We start from the raw sequence: 14935 nt of genomic DNA, 5'->3' as shown, positions 1-14935 counted from the left end.
CCACCCCTTCCCATCCCGAACAGGACCGTGAAACGACTCCACGCCGATGATAGTGCGGATACCCGTGTGAAAGTAGGTAATCGCCAGGCTCTCCCTTGAAACCCCCCAGTACGAAAGTACTGGGGGGTTTTGCTTTTGCGGCGGCGATTCACGCTGCTCCTTCGGAGTTTTGCGCCGAAACAAGCACAGCGCTCTGATCCGCTCGTGGCGAAAAGGCCGATTAAAGCCTGCTTCAAGCAAACCTTCTTGTCCGCGATCGCCAGCACAAGGTACAGGTCCAGTCGCAAGTTAGCGCGATGACGGCAGAAGAACCCGCATTCCTCGCTTCACTGCCGTGAAGCCGATCGTAACCAACGCCCCGGCCAGCAGACCGATCATCGCATTGATCAGCATCGGTGCCGCTATTTCCAGTCCACTGCCGAGCAACGGTACTTCCCCAAGCATTTGCGTTGTTACCTCCGTCAGGCGATGCATGCCAGGAAATCCGTGTGCCAGTATCCCGCCGCCAACCAGGAACATTGCCACGGTACCCACAACGGAAAGTATACGCATTAGCCAAGGCGCCAGCCGAAGAACCCCGCGGCCCACGGCTCGCGCGAGGGTGGAGGCTTTCTGACTAAGATACAGGCCGGCATCGTCGAGCTTGACGATGCCGGCCACTAGCCCGTAGACACCCACTGTCATGACGAGGGCGATGGCGGACAGCACGGCCACCTGCGTACCAAACGGCGCGCCGGAGACGGTCCCCAGTGAGATCACGATGATCTCGGCGGACAGGATGAAATCCGTGCGCACGCGCCGCGGATCTTCGCCTTCTCGTCAATTGCTGAATCCGTCGGAGGATCTTGTGCCTGATGCTCGCCAGGAGGATCTACTTCGCTCCGTGACTCTCCGTGCATGAAGCGGTGCGCGATCTTTTCAAATCCTTCGTAGCAAAGGAACGCGCCGCCCACCATCAGCAGTGGCACGATCGCCCAAGGGGTCGCAGCACTGATTGCGAGCGCAGCCGGTACCAGAATCGCCTTGTTGCGCAAAGAACCCACCGCAACCGACCACACAACCGGCAACTCGCGATCGGCTTTCACGCCGCTGACCTGTTGCGCATTGAGGGCAAGATCGTCGCCCAGGACACCAGCGGTCTTCCTGGCAGCCACCTTGCTCATGGTTGCCACATCGTCAAGGATCGAGGTGATGTCGTCGATCAACAAAAGCAGGCTGGTGCCGGCCATATTTCAAGCTCCCATGTCGGTGCTGAGTAGGAGAGGCCCTTCAGGTGATCAAGGCCGCATGGCAAGATATTGCCATATGGAAAGACGGCGATTGATCCCATACCCACTCTATTTGGGGGCGATCCTGGCGGTTCGCCTTCAGTGGGCTGTTAGCTTGCAGGCTAAAATCGAGCGAGAACCGTTCGCTTCCTCGGCCGTAGGGGAAATATCTAAAATCAATGCTTGTCGCGTCATTCCTGTTGCGCGGCTTGGGCGTCGCGTCGTGGCAGTGGAGCCAACTCGCGAATTGCGTCAGGAGGGGCAGCGCATCCATTCGAGTTTGCCCATCGAATGGCTGGATGACGAACTGCCATACCTAGTGGGTATGCGATCCAGGCAAGAGCAGTTCGATCTGATTTGCTTTTGAGATGGCTGATTTTTACTGTGAACCTGTCGCACGATGCTTTGCCAGGCGCCTTACTGCGGTACTCAACGGACCTGCGGTGGCTGACGATCCCCCCGCTATCGGTCGGCCCAGGTGTAGCCGTGATAGTCAGGAGACGCGCCTGTTAAGCGTTGGCAATCGCCCGGCGATAATGTTCAGCGGAGTCCAAAATCGCTTGGTCAAGGTTCGCTTGTGCAATCGCCATCGTGTGAGATGCTCCTGGCGCTGAGCATCTAGGCACCTCGTAGAACTTTGATTCCGCACTCTCATTCGCTCGATGAGGCTCATGCCTGGCGCTTCTGGCTATGCGCGCTGGTTTGCCGTCATGCTAGGATTTTGCCAGGCTCTGGGAGATAGCCATGGTTCAAAAGCTGTTCCACGAATTGCCCGTGAATGAACGCGGCGACTTTGAATCCGCCTGCGCGCGGCATGGATTTGTTCGAGAAGACTTCGAGGTGAGCGAGGAAGAGGGCATTTCGCGAGGCAGCGGGGCGAGTCATATCCCCCGGAAAATCACTGTCGCCCGAGTGGGCGGAGACGTCCAAGTCTATCCCGCAGCTACCGGCATTTCGTGGACAGTCGCATTTGAACGAGATCTGGAGCGCGGCGAATTTGGATTCCCTCTTGCGGACTAGCTAAGGGATGGGAGAGGTCGCTGCGTGGAAGAAACGGGGGAGGGGTATGCTGAAGCAGGCTAGATCGAGCCGGTGGTGCTGACACCGGCGGTTGCAAGTATTCCCACCGTGGGAGGATGGCGGGAATGGAACCCGGCTTTGGGATGCACAAATGAAAACAGCGCCTTGGTTAAGGCGCTGTTTTGCAGGGCAAATTCTTGGGGTGGCTGATGGGACTCGAACCCACGACGACAGGAATCACAATCCTGGACTCTACCAACTGAGCTACAGCCACCGTAGAGGTTGCTCAGCTGGCTGCTGAGCAACGAAGAACAAGATCATACAATACCAAAAGGCGGATGGCTAGCACTCTGCACAAATTTTTTCTCTGCGCTGCCTTATGCGATTTCAGCCGGTTAGGTCGGTTACCGCGACGCGCGCAAGTGAGTGCTGCCGTAACCCACCTATGAAAGCTTGGCCGACTCCTCCAGCTCAAGCATGCGGCAGATGGCTGCCATGCTGCCCACCATGGTGCGTCGTTGCGCACCCTGGTAGATACGCACGCCTTTGGATTGGCGGAATGGTACGGGCTTGACGGGGCGGCGGGCGGAGAGGCGGTTGGCTGGCAGCATGGCTACACCTGGTGACTTGCAACAACAGTTAGCGGTGCCCGACTAGCGGGCGGCGTTGGCACAATCGGGCGTCGGCGTGATACGGGCTTGCCCGCCTCAGCCGCACTCGTCAGAAGCCGCTGGGTCGGATCAAGCCGACGGCGATACCTTCCAGAGAGAATTCTTCGCGGCCGGGGCGCACGATGATGCTGGGGAAATCGGGATTCTCGGCAATGAGTTCGATCGAGTCGCCGCGGCGGTTGAGGCGTTTGACGGTGACGTCGTCTCCCAGTCGCGCAACGACGATCTTGCCGTTCGGGGCCTCGCTGGCACGCTTGACCGCAAGCAGATCGCCATCGAGGATGCCGGCGTCCCGCATGCTCAGGCCACGTACCCGGAGCAGGTAGTCAGGTTGCACGTCGAACACCGAAGCGTCGACCTGGTATTGGCGATCGATGTGTTCTGCGGCAAGGATCGGGCTACCGGCCGCGACGCGCCCGACCAGGGGCAGCGTCAGTTGCATCACGCCGGCCATTGGCAGCGAGAATTGGTCTGGTAGTTCTGAGTCGCTGCGCGAAACCTTGAGCCGGATRCCGCGCGAGGCGCCGGGGGTGAGTTCGATTACGCCCTTGCGGGCCAGAGCCCTCAGGTGTTCCTCGGCAGCATTGGGCGATGAGAAGCCGAACTTGGCGGCGATCTCGGCGCGTGTGGGCGGAAAGCCCGTGTGCTGGAGGCTGCTGCGAATCAGATCGAAAATCTGCTGCTGTCGCGGTGTCAGGGTCGCCATGGTCGCCGTGTTGGAAAGCACTGTATGTTTAAACAGTATGCTGTGATTTTATACAGTATCGAGTGAAGTGCAAGCGGAATTTTGGGAGTTTGCGCATCGACAGGTGCGTCAGGCGAGGCTCACCGCGCCGTGCGGCGTGAGCCTGGGCGTTACAATTCGCGGCACTTGCAGCCTAATTTTTCGCTCGCTGCTTAACCTTTCTGGCTTTCGATCTCTATCTCGCCATGTCCCTCCTGCCTCGTGTCGTCGTGCTTGCTACCGGTGGCACCATTGCCGGTTCTTCATCCAGTGCTGCYAGCAGCGCGAAGTACCAGGCGGCCACGGTGCCTGTGACGGCGCTGCTTGATGCTGTGCCGGCGCTCGGTGCCGTGGCCCGCGTCGAGGCGGAGCAGGTGGCGCAGGTGGATAGCAAGGACATGTCGTTCGTCCTCTGGGCCCGGTTGGTTGAACGCGTTGCGTTCTGGTCTGCGCAGGCCGATGTGGCGGGCATTGTGATTACCCATGGCACCGATACGCTGGAGGAGACGGCAATGCTGCTGCATCTGGCATGGGTGGGCACGGTGCCGGTGGTGCTGACGGCGGCGATGCGGCCTTCGACCTCCCTGTCGGCCGATGGTCCCTTGAACCTGCTGGACGCGGTACGGGTGGCTGCCAGCGCCGGGGCGGCGGGCAAGGGCGTGCTACTGGTGATTAATCAGGAAATCCATGCCGGGCGGGATGTGGTGAAGGGACATACGTCAGCGGTCAACGCTTTTGTGTCGCCGCTGGCTGGCCCGATCGGGTTCGTGCAGGACGACCTCGTGCGATTTGTCCGTGCGCCCCGGCTGTTGCCGGACCGGGCCTGGGCCGTGCCGTGCAAGTGGCCGCAGGTGGAGATTATTGCTAGTTACGCGGAGCCCGGCCGGTTGGTGGTGGATGCTTTGGCGCAGGCAGGTGTGGCGGGGCTGGTCGTGGCGGCCGCAGGCAACGGGTCGGTTCACCAGTCGCTGGTCGATGCGCTGGTGGACGCGGCCGGGGCGGGAGTGGCCGTGGTGCGTAGCTCGCGCACCGGGGCAGGGCATGTGGCAATGCCGGCACCTCCACGACCGGCTTCAGGTGCCTTCGTTTCTGCAGGCGATCTCAATCCATATAAGGCGCGCGTGCTCCTGATGCTGGCCCTGGCGACAACGCCCGGACTGGCTGCGGATCCCGCTGCGTTGCAGGCGCTCTTCGCCGAAAACTAAGGCGGCTTGCTCCAAAAGGCAAAAGCACGCTATACTTTAAGGCTATCCAACCTTGCTGCACCGGACATGGCGCCCGGGCGGCTTATCCAAAAGGAGCGTCAATGCGTCATTACGAAATCGTATTTATCGTCCATCCGGACCAGAGCGAACAAGTTCCGGCCATGATCGAGCGTTACAAGACGCTGGTCACGTCGCAGGAAGGCCAGATCCACCGTGTGGAAGACTGGGGCCGCCGTCAGATGGCCTACATGATCCAGAAGCTGGCCAAGGCTCACTACGTTTGCCTGAACATCGAATGCGGCAAGGAAACCCTGGCTGAACTCGAACACGCGTTCAAGTTCAACGACGCGGTGCTGCGCCACCTCATCGTTCAGACCAAGAAGGCCGAAACCGCACCGTCCCCGATGATGAAGGAAGTGCAGCGCGAAGAAGCCCGCAAGGCCGCGCAACAGACCAGCGAAGTCCAGGCCGCCTAAGTGCGGACTGTTGTGGTTGCCGTGGGCGTTGAACGCCGCGGCGGCAAGTGCGGGCATCGGTGCGGGAGAGTGCGTTGAACCAGCTAAGGCTCTGCGCAACGCTCGCGGAACGCGATGCCTTGCGTTACACCCCGGCCGGGGTCCCCGTTGTCAACTGCATCTTGCAGTACGCGGGCGAGACGGTCGAGGCGCAAACGCCCAGGCAGGTGGAATTCGCCATCGCCGCCATGGGAATCGGTCAGATCGGCCAGCGGCTTGAGCGGACTCCGCTCGGCGCGATGCTCGACTGCGAAGGATTCCTGGCCCGCAAGCACCGCAACAGCAAGGCTCTCGTCTTTCACATCACTGGATGTAAAGCATTCGAAAAGGATTGAATCATGGCATTCGTCAAACGTGACAACAAGAACAAGAAGCGCTTCCAGCAGCAAAACCCGCTGTTCAAGCGCAAGCGCTTCTGCCGCTTCACCGTGGCTGGCGTGGAACAGATCGACTACAAGGATCTGGACACCCTGAAGGATTTCATCGGCGACAACGGCAAGATTACCCCCGCCCGCCTGACCGGCACCAAGGCGCACTATCAGCGTCAGCTCGATACGGCTATCAAGCGCGCGCGTTTCCTCGCGCTGATGCCTTACACCGACCTGCACAAGAACTGATCGGCCCTAGGTCCGTTAAGGAGAAAACACGATGCAAATTATTCTGCTTGAGAAAGTCATCAATCTGGGCAACCTGGGTGACATCGTTCGCGTGAAGGACGGCTATGCCCGTAACTTCCTGATCCCGAACAAGAAGGCCCGCCGTGCTACCCAGACCGCTATCAGCGAGTTTGAAGTCAAGCGCGCYGARCTGGAAAAGGCMGCTGCCGMKAAGCTGGCCGCSGCYCARGGCGAAGGCGARAAGCTGAACGGCCTGACCGTSCARATCACCCAGAAGTCGGGTGTGGACGGCCGMCTGTTCGGTTCSGTSACCAACGCCGACATCGCCGAAGCGCTGGCTGGTCAAGGCTTCAAGGTTGAGAAGGCGCAAGTGCGCCTGCCGAATGGCCCGCTGAAGATCGTCGGCGACCATCCGGTCAGCGTTTCGCTGCATACCGACGTGCTGGTCGACGTGACGGTTTCCGTCCTGGGCGAACACGTCTAAGCACTGATCTCGCTACCGGTCCCGCTTGTGCCTGTTGGGCTGGCAGGGCCGGTTGCCGGTATCGGGCTTGACCAAACAAAAAGGCAGGAGCGTTTTGCTCCTGCCTTTTTGTTTGGCCGCTACCCTCGTTTGCATCATTGCCACAGGGCTGGTTGTCCCGCCGTCACTTGGCCGGACGCGGTAACAACCGGCTGCGAATTCTCCCCCGGCTGTCTGGCGGCGACCGTTATAATCCCTTCCCATGAACGCGCCCGTCGCAGACCCCCAACTAGATAATCTCAAGGTTCCACCGCACTCCATCGAGGCCGAGCAATCGGTGCTGGGTGGCTTGCTGCTGGACAATGCCGCCTGGGACCGTATCGCCGATTTCCTGTCCGAAGCGGACTTCTACCGCTTCGATCACCGGATGATCTTCCAGAGCATCTCCCGGTTGATCGCCGCCACCAAGCCCGCCGACGTCATCACTGTCTACGAGACGCTTCAGGTCGCTGGCAAGGCGGAGGAGGTGGGCGGGCTGGCCTATCTGAATTCGCTGGCGCAGAACACACCTAGTGCTGCCAATATCCGCCGCTATGCGGAAATCGTGCGCGAGCGTTCGGTGCTGCGCAAGCTGGTCACCGCGGCCGACGATATCGCCAGTGCGGCCTTCGCCCCCAAGGGGCGCGAAGTGCGGGAACTGCTCGACGAAGCCGAATCAAAGGTGTTCGCCATTGCCGAGGAGGGCTCGCGCGGGCAGAAGGGCTTCCAGGAGATCCAGCCGCTGCTGACGCAGGTGGTGGAGCGCATCGACGAGTTGTACCACCGTGACTCGAGTACCGACGTGACGGGCGTGCCGACGGGATTCATCGATCTGGACCGCATGACCAGCGGCATGCAGGCGGGCGACCTGATCATCGTTGCCGGGCGCCCCTCGATGGGTAAGACCGCCTTCTCGCTGAATATCGGCGAGCACGTGGCGGTGGAGCAGGGCCTGCCCGTGGCGGTGTTCTCGATGGAAATGGCCGGCACACAGCTGGCCATGCGTATGCTTGGCTCGGTCGGCCGCCTGGACCAGCACCGCCTGCGTACTGGCCGCCTGCTCGACGAGGACTGGCCACGGCTTACACATGCCATCCAGCGCATGAACGATGCCCAGTTGTTCATCGACGAAACCCCGGCGCTGAGCTCGATGGAACTGCGGGCCCGCTCGCGGCGGCTGGCGCGCCAGTGCGGCCAGCTTGGCCTGATCATCATCGACTATTTGCAGTTGATGTCGGGTTCGGGCGGCGGTGAAAACCGCGCGACCGAAATCTCGGAAATCTCGCGTTCGCTCAAGGGGCTGGCCAAGGAACTCAACTGTCCGGTGATCGCGCTCTCGCAGCTGAACCGAAGCCTTGAGCAGCGGCCCAACAAGCGCCCGGTGATGTCCGACTTGCGTGAATCCGGCGCTATCGAACAGGATGCCGACGTGATCCTGTTTATTTACCGTGATGAGGTCTACAACCCGGATTCGCAGGACAAGGGCACGGCCGAAATTATTATCGGTAAACAGCGTAACGGCCCCATCGGGACCGTGCGCCTGACTTTCTTGGGTCAATTCACGAAGTTTGACAACTTCAGCGGCGGCCCCGCTTTCTTCGATAACGATACCTGAAGCCTGTCCTGGCGCGGCTTGCCGGGCATCGTGGCTCGGCTGCGATGGTGGATTGTCCATGCCGCTTGTCAAAGTCCTCCGGCTTCGCTCCACAACCCTGTAAAATATTGCGTTTTGATGACAGCCGCCCCAGGGCGGCTGTCATGCAATGCGTACCTGCCTCATTCAGCAATAACCCGCGGCGCCCCCGCGCTTCGACAAGGAACATTCCATGTTCGGCCGATTCATGCCCACCGAGGGCAAGTTCTTCGAATACTTCAACCAGCATGCCGATTGCGCGGTGACCGCCGCCCGCGAGCTGGAGGTGCTGGTCAACGATCTGCCCAATGCCGAGGCGCATGCGCGCCGCGTGCAGGCCACTGAAAAGAAGGCTGATCGCATTACGCACGACACGATCGACCTGCTGCACAAGACCTTCATCACGCCGCTGGACCGCGACGAGATTCACAAGCTCATCACCACCATGGACGATATCCTCGACCTGATGGAAGACGTGGCGGAAACCATCTCGCTGTACGACGTGACCAGCCTGACGGACGAGGCGCGCAAGCTCGCCGCCATCTGCGTGCAGTGCTGCGACCAGGTCAAGATCGCGGTCGGCCTGCTTGAAGACATGAGCAATGCCAGCGCGATCCTGAAGACGGCACAGCAGATCGACCAGCTCGAGTCCGAGGCCGATCGCGTAATGCGCGCGGCGATGTCCAAGCTGTTCCGCGACGAGACGGACGTCAAGCGCCTGATCAAGCTGAAGGCCATCTACGAGCAACTGGAAACCATCACCGACAAGTGCGAGGACGTTGCCAACATCATCGAAGGCATCGTCCTGGAAAACGCCTGAGGCACACATCGGAATGCAGACCATACAAATGAGCTTGTGGGTGATCGCCCTGCTGGTGGCGCTCGCCTTGCTGTTCGATTTCATGAACGGCTTCCACGATGCCGCCAACTCGATTGCCACGGTGGTGTCGACGGGCGTGCTCAAGCCGCACCATGCGGTGGCGATGGCCGCCATGTGCAACGTGGTGGCTATCTTTATCTTCCACCTCAAGGTGGCGGCCACGGTGGGAACCGGCACGATCGACGTCAATATTGTCGATCACTATGTCATCTTCGGCGCCCTGATGGGTGCCATTGCCTGGAACCTGATCACCTGGTACTACGGCATTCCCTCGTCGTCCTCGCACGCGCTGATCGGCGGCCTGGTTGGCGCCGCGGTGGCCAAGAGCGGCACCGGTGCGCTGGTTGGTGGTGGCTTGCTCAAGACCGTGGCCTTTATCGTGATCTCACCGCTGCTGGGTTTCCTGCTCGGTTCGCTGATGATGGTGATCGTGGCCTGGACGTTCTTTCGCACGCCGCCGTCGCGGGTGGACCGCTGGTTCCGCAGGCTGCAGCTGATCTCGGCCTCGCTCTACAGCCTGGGCCACGGAGGCAATGACGCGCAAAAGACCATCGGCATCATCTGGATGTTGCTGATCGCCAGCGGTCACGTGGCGCAGGGCGGCGCGGAGCCGCCGGTCTGGGTCATCGTTTCCTGCTACGTGGCGATCGGCATGGGTACCATGTTCGGTGGCTGGCGCATCGTGCGTACCATGGGCCAGAAGATTACCAAGCTCAAGCCGGTAGGCGGCTTTTGCGCGGAGACCGGTGGCGCGATCACGCTGTTCATCGCTTCGGCGCTGGGCGTGCCGGTGTCGACCACGCACACCATCACGGGCGCCATCGTCGGCGTGGGTTCGGTGCAGAAGATGTCGGCGGTGCGCTGGGGCGTGGCGGGCAACATCGTCTGGGCCTGGGTGCTGACCATTCCGGCTTCTGCCTTCATGGCAGCCATCGCGTGGTGGATCGGCCGGCACGTGCTCTGAGCGATCGGACACCTCTTCGACAAGAATGCAAAAAGCCAGGCGCAATGCCTGGCTTTTTGTTTGTTGCGGTGCGGGAGAGCGTATGCCGTCAGCGATTGGCGAATGCGGCGATGGGGTCGTCGTCCACCGGCACCGGCGGCACAACCGATGGCTGCGGCGCCGGTGAGGCAGCCGGCGGCGGCGTAAACCCTGTCGCGACCCGTCGGGCACCGTTGTAGCGGGAGGCCCAATAGGATTTGCTCATGTCCTCAAGGCGCACCGTGCCGCCGGTGGAGGGTGCATGGACAAAGCGGTTCTGCCCGACATAGATGCCGACATGCGAATTGGCGCGGCCCGTGGTATTGAAGAAAACCAGGTCGCCCGATGCCACCTGGCTGCGCTCCAGCGCGACTCCGCGATCGCCCATGGCTTCGGTGGTGCGCGGCAAGTTGACGTTGGCGGCGCGCAGCACGACATAGCGCACCAGGCCGCTGCAGTCGAAGCCGGAGTCAGGCGTATTGCCGCCGTAGCGATAGGGCGTGCCAACCAGGGACATGGCCTGGATGGACACTTCTTCGAGCCCGGCGCTGGGATCGACCATGGGCGGGGCCGATGCCCGGGACTGGGCGCCGGGCCGCGTCGGCGGAGCAGAGGCGCAGGCGGCAAGCAGCAGCGCAGCGGTGCAAAGCGCGGGCAGGCGGGCGCTGTCGAAGACGCCGGCCAGCAAAGGCGCGGGTCTTCCGGTATGGGCTATCTGGCGCGGTGGCATCCTTCTCGGTCCGGTCCCGGGTCAGGTGCCGCGCCAGTGGCGGGCAGGCAGCGAAGCTGCCGCCCGTGGGCCTACCAGCGCAACTGTGCGTTGTATGTGCCAGTACTGACGGTTATCGACTTGGCCTGACCCTTATAAGTCGCTTCGATATTGTAGCTGCCTTGCGGGGCCTTTATCAGGCACTTCGGGCCCGATGCCGTGAAGCTGGCCACTTCGTGGCCTTCTCGCGTCATGCGTACGGCCACATCGGCGACATATTCGCCGCGCTCGCCCTGGGTGAACAGGACGCCCATATTGAAGTTCTTTTGTTGCGCGGCCAGTTGTTGCTGTTCGTCCGCGGCGATACCGCCGCAAACATAGCTGACCGGGCCCATGGTGCGGATCACCATTTCGTCGGCAGCCAGCGCGGGAGCCGATAGCCATGAAAATGCGGCAATCACGATGCTGCCGGCGAGTGCCAGGCGCAATGGCCGCAATGGCCGCAATGGTCGTGGCTTCCGGTCGGTGGCCTTTACAGGACGTCCGCGGCATGATCGGCCAGGCGCGAGCGTTCGCCGCGCGCCAGCGTGACATGGCCACTGTGGCTCCACCCCTTGAACCGGTCTACCACGTAAGTGAGACCGGACGAGCCTTCGGTCAGGTAAGGCGTGTCGATCTGCGCGATATTGCCCAGGCAGATGATCTTGGTGCCGGGGCCGGCACGCGTTACCAGCGTCTTCATCTGCTTTGGCGTCAGGTTCTGCGCCTCATCGATGATGACGAACTTGTTGACGAAGGTGCGTCCGCGCATGAAGTTCATGCTCTTGACCTTGATGCGCGAGCGGATCAGTTCCTGGGTGGCGGCGCGGCCCCACTCGCCGGCACTGTCGTCGCTCTTTTGCAGCACTTCCAGGTTGTCGTCGAAGGCGCCCATCCAGGGCTGCATCTTTTCTTCCTCGGTGCCCGGCAGGAAGCCGATGTCCTCGCCGACCGGCACGGTGGCGCGGGTGACGATGATCTCGTTGTACAGCTTCTGGTCGAGCACCTGCTCCAGGCCCGCGGCCAGCGCCAGCAAGGTCTTGCCGGTACCGGCCTGGCCCAGCAGCGTGACGAAGTCGATCTCCGGATGCATCAGCAGGTTGAGTGCGAAGTTCTGCTCGCGGTTGCGCGCGGTCACGCTCCACACATTGTTCTTGTGGTGCGTGTAATCCTTGAGCGTCTGCAGCAGCGCTGTCTTGCCGTTGATTTCCTTGACCTGGGCGTACAGCGGCAGGCTGCCGTCGCTGGGCTCCATGTAGACGAACTGGTTGACCAGGAAGGAGGGCACCAGCGGGCCCGTCAGGCGATAGAACATCGCGCCGGACTTCGGGTCCTGCCAGCTTTCCACGCCCTTGCCATGCTTGGCCCAGAAGTCGTTGGGCAGCAGCATCACGCCCGAGTAGAGCAGGTCCTTGTCCTCGAGGACCTGGTCGTTGAAGTAATCCTCGGCGGGCAGGCCCAGGGCGCGCGCCTTGATGCGCATGTTGATGTCTTTCGACACCAGCACGACCTGGCGCTCCGGGAATTGCTGCTGCAACGCGCTGACCACGCCCAGGATCTGGTTGTCGGCCTTGCCCTGCGGCAGGCCGTCGGGCAGCTTGATCTCGTTGAGCTTGGTCTGCAGGAACAGCTTGCCTTGCGCGTCGCGGTTGCCCAGCTTGGCCAGCGGCAAGCCCTCGTCGAGCACGCCGTCGGTGCCGCCCACCAGCGCGTCCAGCGTGCGGCTGACGGTGCGCGCGTTACGGGCAACTTCGCTCATGCCCTTCTTGTGGTTGTCCAGCTCCTCGAGCGTCATCATCGGCAGATAGACGTCGTGCTCTTCGAAGCGGAACAGCGAGGACGGGTCGTGCATTAGCACATTGGTGTCCAGCACGAACAGCTTGCTGGGACCAACGTGTTTTTGTGCGCGGCGATTGGTGGTGCTCGGTACTGGCTTGGCGGGCGCCGAGGGTACGGCGGCCAGCGGCGGTACGGACTTCAGCGAGGACGGAGGCGCTTCCTTGGTGCGCGCTCGCGTCGAACCGCTGGCGCGGGCCACCACGGCCGGCGCGCCTTCCGCTTGGCTATTTCCGGTTTCCAGCAAGGCCACACGCTCCAGCGCCGGCACAGGTTTCTTACCCTGCGACGCTGATTTGGCCTTGGTCAGCTTGGTCACCGGGGCGAATTCGCTCGGGTCAAGCAATTGGGCAGGCTTGGCGGGCATGGTCGGCAGCGGCATGCTTGGCTTTCCTTTCAGGGGGAGAAGACGGCTGGAAAACGGCGCAGGACACTGGCGCGGCCGCTTGGCGCCGCGGACTTGCCGATCGTGTCCTGTGCGTGGGGGCAGTACAAACAAAAAAGCCGCCAGACCTGGGGGGCAGGTTTGGCGGCTTTTTTTCGGACCGGAGACACGGYAGGTCCGCTACCGGCCTGTGGCAGGAAGCGCCTGGGCCGGGACGATGAAGCAGCGTGGCATCCGGAATCTGAACTCATTAAAGGTCAATGTATCCGAACGTTTTCTGTTTTGCAATCGCTGGCCGAGACGACTTGCGAGGGTGTTGCTGCGGCGCATTAAACATGCCGTCCGCCAGGGCCAGGGAATGGCCCGGCAACCGCCCGAATCAGAGCGCGCGGACGATCTGCAGGACTTCGTCGACGTGGTTGGGGACCTTGATGCCGCGCATGGCGTGCCGCAGGATGCCCTTGCCGTCGATGATAAAGGTGCTGCGCTCGATGCCGCGCACTTCCTTGCCATACATTTTCTTCATCTTGATGACATCGAACAGATGGCAGACGGCTTCATCGCCATCGGAGATCAGCTCAAACGGCAGTTCCAGCTTGGCCTTGAAGTTCTCGTGCGACTTCAGGCTGTCGCGCGAGATGCCGAAGACCACGGTGCCGGCCTTGACGAAATCGTCATGCTGGTCGCGGAAGTTCATGGCTTCGGTGGTGCAACCCGGCGTGTTGTCCTTGGGATAGAAATACAGGACGACGGTTTTGCCGCGCTGGTCGGCAAGGCTGAACGTGCCGCCGGTGGCGGGCGCGCTGAAATCGGGTACGGGCTTGCTGAGACTGACTGTCATTCTTATGGCTCCTGGGAGGGRCAGGAAGGGGGCGGCTGCATGAGTGCTGCCACCATGGTGGCGGCAGATGGGGGCGGGCCCGGAAACTTCAAGCGTGGCGCGGACTTAACTTGCGGCACCGCCCGGCAGGCGGCGCGGCGGACTCAGGCCGGGTCTTCCAGCAGCAGGATGGCCGCCACCTTGCGGCCTTCAGCCATCAGGATATTGTAGGTGCGGCAGGCGGCCTGGAGATCCATCGCGTCTACGCCCACATGCAGGCGCGCCAGGGACGCGGTCAGGCGGGGGTGGGGGAAGCGCAGGCGGTTGCCGGTGCCAAGCAGCACCACCTCGGGCGAGTGCGCCAGCAGGCCTTCGAAATGCGCCGGCTCCAGGTCTTCGAAGCGCTGCACCGGCCAGGGCCGGATCTCGCCCTCGGGCATGACCAGCACGGATTCCGTGTAGCGCACCATATTGATGTCGATATAGCCCGGTCCGTAGGACGTCACCGTATTGAGAGCATTGGGCTGGTCAGCGTGGAGTTTCAAGGGCAAACCTTATCGGGCGCTGCCTTGGGCGGCCGTCCGGCACCCGGCCGGGCCGCGCAAGGCGGGTTGAGAGCATTTTGGGGCAGGTCGGGAGGGGGTTGCCGTCGCGGGGGCCGGGTGACGGCGCCGTACGCTGCAATGCAAGAATCCCTGCCGAAGTCTGTCATAATCCGATAAATTATAGCTTTTGCCTTCCTGCCTGCCACGTTTTGCGTTGCATCGCAGCGGATGCGCACAACGGGCCGCTCCTTTCCCACCCAGATTCCCTAGATTGCCGCCGCCAGCCGGCGGCGCTTGCCTCCTGCCGACATCGCCGTGAAACCGATCCAGAAATCCAATAAGCTCAACAATGTTTGCTATGACATCCGCGGCCCGGTGCTGGAGAAGGCCAAGCAGATGGAAGAGGAAGGCCACAAGATCATCAAGCTGAACATCGGCAACCTGGCCGTGTTCGGCTTCGACGCGCCGGAAGAGATCCAGCAGGACATGATGCGCAACCTGCCCAACTCGGCAGCCTACTCGGATTCCAAGGGCATCTTCGCCGCGCGCAAGGCGATCATGCACTACACGCAGCAGAAGAACAT

The 14935-nt window shown here is 61.8% G+C and carries 16 protein-coding genes, 1 tRNA gene, 1 rRNA gene and 2 pseudogenes; 11 read left to right on the top strand and 9 right to left on the bottom strand.

What is annotated here, in order from left to right; genetic code table 11:
* Positions 1-89, top strand: a 5S ribosomal RNA gene (gene rrf, locus AC1DN0_RS38520); the annotation flags it as partial.
* Between the two features lie 199 nt (positions 90-288).
* On the opposite strand, the pseudogene AC1DN0_RS38515 reads toward rrf, so the two are convergent.
* Positions 289-1229: pseudogene (locus AC1DN0_RS38515) on the bottom strand (DUF808 domain-containing protein).
* Positions 1230-2012: 783 nt separating this feature from the next.
* On the opposite strand from AC1DN0_RS38515, the gene AC1DN0_RS38510 reads away from it, so the two are divergent.
* Complete coding sequence (locus tag AC1DN0_RS38510) at positions 2013-2288, top strand: hypothetical protein (protein WP_441630795.1); 276 nt, start codon at positions 2013-2015, stop codon at positions 2286-2288.
* Positions 2289-2486: 198 nt separating this feature from the next.
* Here AC1DN0_RS38510 and AC1DN0_RS38505 read toward each other — a convergent pair.
* The 3 genes from AC1DN0_RS38505 to lexA form a co-directional block, all read right to left on the bottom strand.
* Positions 2487-2562, bottom strand: a tRNA-His gene (locus tag AC1DN0_RS38505).
* A gap of 169 nt (positions 2563-2731) precedes the next feature.
* Positions 2732-2899, bottom strand: a complete 168-nt coding sequence (locus AC1DN0_RS38500) for a hypothetical protein (RefSeq protein ID WP_200876818.1) — start codon at positions 2897-2899, stop codon at positions 2732-2734.
* Positions 2900-3008: 109 nt separating this feature from the next.
* Entirely contained in the window at positions 3009-3665 is a 657-nt protein-coding gene (gene lexA / locus AC1DN0_RS38495) for a transcriptional repressor LexA (RefSeq protein WP_035872382.1), read from the bottom strand.
* Between the two features lie 224 nt (positions 3666-3889).
* Here lexA and AC1DN0_RS38490 point away from each other — a divergent pair, with 224 nt between their 5' ends.
* From AC1DN0_RS38490 to AC1DN0_RS38455, 8 genes are all read left to right on the top strand, one after another.
* Positions 3890-4888, top strand: a complete 999-nt coding sequence (locus tag AC1DN0_RS38490; RefSeq protein WP_441630792.1) for an asparaginase — start codon at positions 3890-3892, stop codon at positions 4886-4888.
* 101 nt (positions 4889-4989) lie between these two features.
* A complete protein-coding gene (rpsF, locus tag AC1DN0_RS38485; RefSeq protein ID WP_006163598.1) occupies positions 4990-5364 on the top strand; it encodes a 30S ribosomal protein S6 in 375 nt (124 codons plus the stop codon).
* 74 nt (positions 5365-5438) lie between these two features.
* A complete protein-coding gene (gene priB, locus AC1DN0_RS38480) occupies positions 5439-5738 on the top strand; it encodes a primosomal replication protein N (RefSeq protein ID WP_017228959.1) in 300 nt (99 codons plus the stop codon).
* Positions 5739-5741: 3 nt separating this feature from the next.
* Positions 5742-6020: a 30S ribosomal protein S18 gene (gene rpsR, locus AC1DN0_RS38475; protein ID WP_006163606.1), complete on the top strand. Its 279-nt coding sequence runs from the start codon at positions 5742-5744 to the stop codon at positions 6018-6020.
* A gap of 31 nt (positions 6021-6051) precedes the next feature.
* Positions 6052-6504: a 50S ribosomal protein L9 gene (rplI, locus tag AC1DN0_RS38470; protein ID WP_477146488.1), complete on the top strand. Its 453-nt coding sequence runs from the start codon at positions 6052-6054 to the stop codon at positions 6502-6504.
* 241 nt (positions 6505-6745) lie between these two features.
* A complete protein-coding gene (locus tag AC1DN0_RS38465) occupies positions 6746-8137 on the top strand; it encodes a replicative DNA helicase (RefSeq protein ID WP_035872375.1) in 1392 nt (463 codons plus the stop codon).
* A 211-nt stretch (positions 8138-8348) separates the two neighbouring features.
* On the top strand, positions 8349-8975 hold the full coding sequence (locus tag AC1DN0_RS38460) for a DUF47 domain-containing protein (protein ID WP_035872371.1): 627 nt from the start codon (positions 8349-8351) through the stop codon (positions 8973-8975).
* Positions 8976-8988: 13 nt separating this feature from the next.
* The gene (locus AC1DN0_RS38455) at positions 8989-9999 is read left to right on the top strand and encodes an inorganic phosphate transporter (protein ID WP_045239979.1); all 1011 of its coding nucleotides are present in this window, start codon (positions 8989-8991) and stop codon (positions 9997-9999) included.
* Positions 10000-10087: 88 nt separating this feature from the next.
* On the opposite strand, the gene AC1DN0_RS38450 is transcribed toward AC1DN0_RS38455, so the two are convergent.
* The 5 genes from AC1DN0_RS38450 to AC1DN0_RS38430 all read right to left on the bottom strand — a co-directional run bounded on the left by AC1DN0_RS38450 (position 10088) and on the right by AC1DN0_RS38430 (position 14351).
* Positions 10088-10747, bottom strand: a complete 660-nt coding sequence (locus AC1DN0_RS38450) for a C40 family peptidase (protein ID WP_441630787.1) — start codon at positions 10745-10747, stop codon at positions 10088-10090.
* A gap of 71 nt (positions 10748-10818) precedes the next feature.
* Positions 10819-11214 (bottom strand): hypothetical protein, encoded by a 396-nt coding sequence (locus AC1DN0_RS38445; protein WP_477146487.1) that lies wholly within the window; start codon positions 11212-11214, stop codon positions 10819-10821.
* 44 nt (positions 11215-11258) lie between these two features.
* On the bottom strand, positions 11259-12983 hold the full coding sequence (locus tag AC1DN0_RS38440; RefSeq protein ID WP_441630785.1) for a PhoH family protein: 1725 nt from the start codon (positions 12981-12983) through the stop codon (positions 11259-11261).
* A 382-nt stretch (positions 12984-13365) separates the two neighbouring features.
* Positions 13366-13827 carry a peroxiredoxin gene (locus AC1DN0_RS38435; protein WP_035872353.1) on the bottom strand — a complete coding sequence of 154 codons (462 nt, stop codon included), beginning with the start codon at positions 13825-13827 and terminating at the stop codon, positions 13366-13368.
* Positions 13828-13970: 143 nt separating this feature from the next.
* Entirely contained in the window at positions 13971-14351 is a 381-nt protein-coding gene (locus AC1DN0_RS38430) for an Mth938-like domain-containing protein (protein ID WP_035872350.1), read from the bottom strand.
* Positions 14352-14666: 315 nt separating this feature from the next.
* Here AC1DN0_RS38430 and AC1DN0_RS38425 point away from each other — a divergent pair.
* A pseudogene (locus AC1DN0_RS38425) lies at positions 14667-14935 on the top strand (aminotransferase); the annotation flags it as partial.

This window comes from Cupriavidus sp. 05N39 (genome assembly GCF_056397325.1).
Note: the sequence above shows the minus strand (reverse complement) of the source record. Positions and strands in the feature narration are given on the sequence as shown.

What these genes read in the sequence shown, in the direction of transcription:
- AC1DN0_RS38510 (WP_441630795.1), top strand. Translation starts at nt 2,013, where the DNA reads ATGGTTCAAAAGCTGTTCCACGAATTGCCCGTGAATGAACGCGGCGAC.
- AC1DN0_RS38500 (WP_200876818.1), bottom strand. Translation starts at nt 2,899, where the DNA reads ATGCTGCCAGCCAACCGCCTCTCCGCCCGCCGCCCCGTCAAGCCCGTA.
- rpsF (WP_006163598.1), top strand. Translation starts at nt 4,990, where the DNA reads ATGCGTCATTACGAAATCGTATTTATCGTCCATCCGGACCAGAGCGAA.
- rpsR (WP_006163606.1), top strand. Translation starts at nt 5,742, where the DNA reads ATGGCATTCGTCAAACGTGACAACAAGAACAAGAAGCGCTTCCAGCAG.
- AC1DN0_RS38465 (WP_035872375.1), top strand. Translation starts at nt 6,746, where the DNA reads ATGAACGCGCCCGTCGCAGACCCCCAACTAGATAATCTCAAGGTTCCA.
- AC1DN0_RS38460 (WP_035872371.1), top strand. Translation starts at nt 8,349, where the DNA reads ATGTTCGGCCGATTCATGCCCACCGAGGGCAAGTTCTTCGAATACTTC.
- AC1DN0_RS38455 (WP_045239979.1), top strand. Translation starts at nt 8,989, where the DNA reads ATGCAGACCATACAAATGAGCTTGTGGGTGATCGCCCTGCTGGTGGCG.
- AC1DN0_RS38450 (WP_441630787.1), bottom strand. Translation starts at nt 10,747, where the DNA reads ATGCCACCGCGCCAGATAGCCCATACCGGAAGACCCGCGCCTTTGCTG.
- AC1DN0_RS38440 (WP_441630785.1), bottom strand. Translation starts at nt 12,983, where the DNA reads ATGCCGCTGCCGACCATGCCCGCCAAGCCTGCCCAATTGCTTGACCCG.
- AC1DN0_RS38435 (WP_035872353.1), bottom strand. Translation starts at nt 13,827, where the DNA reads ATGACAGTCAGTCTCAGCAAGCCCGTACCCGATTTCAGCGCGCCCGCC.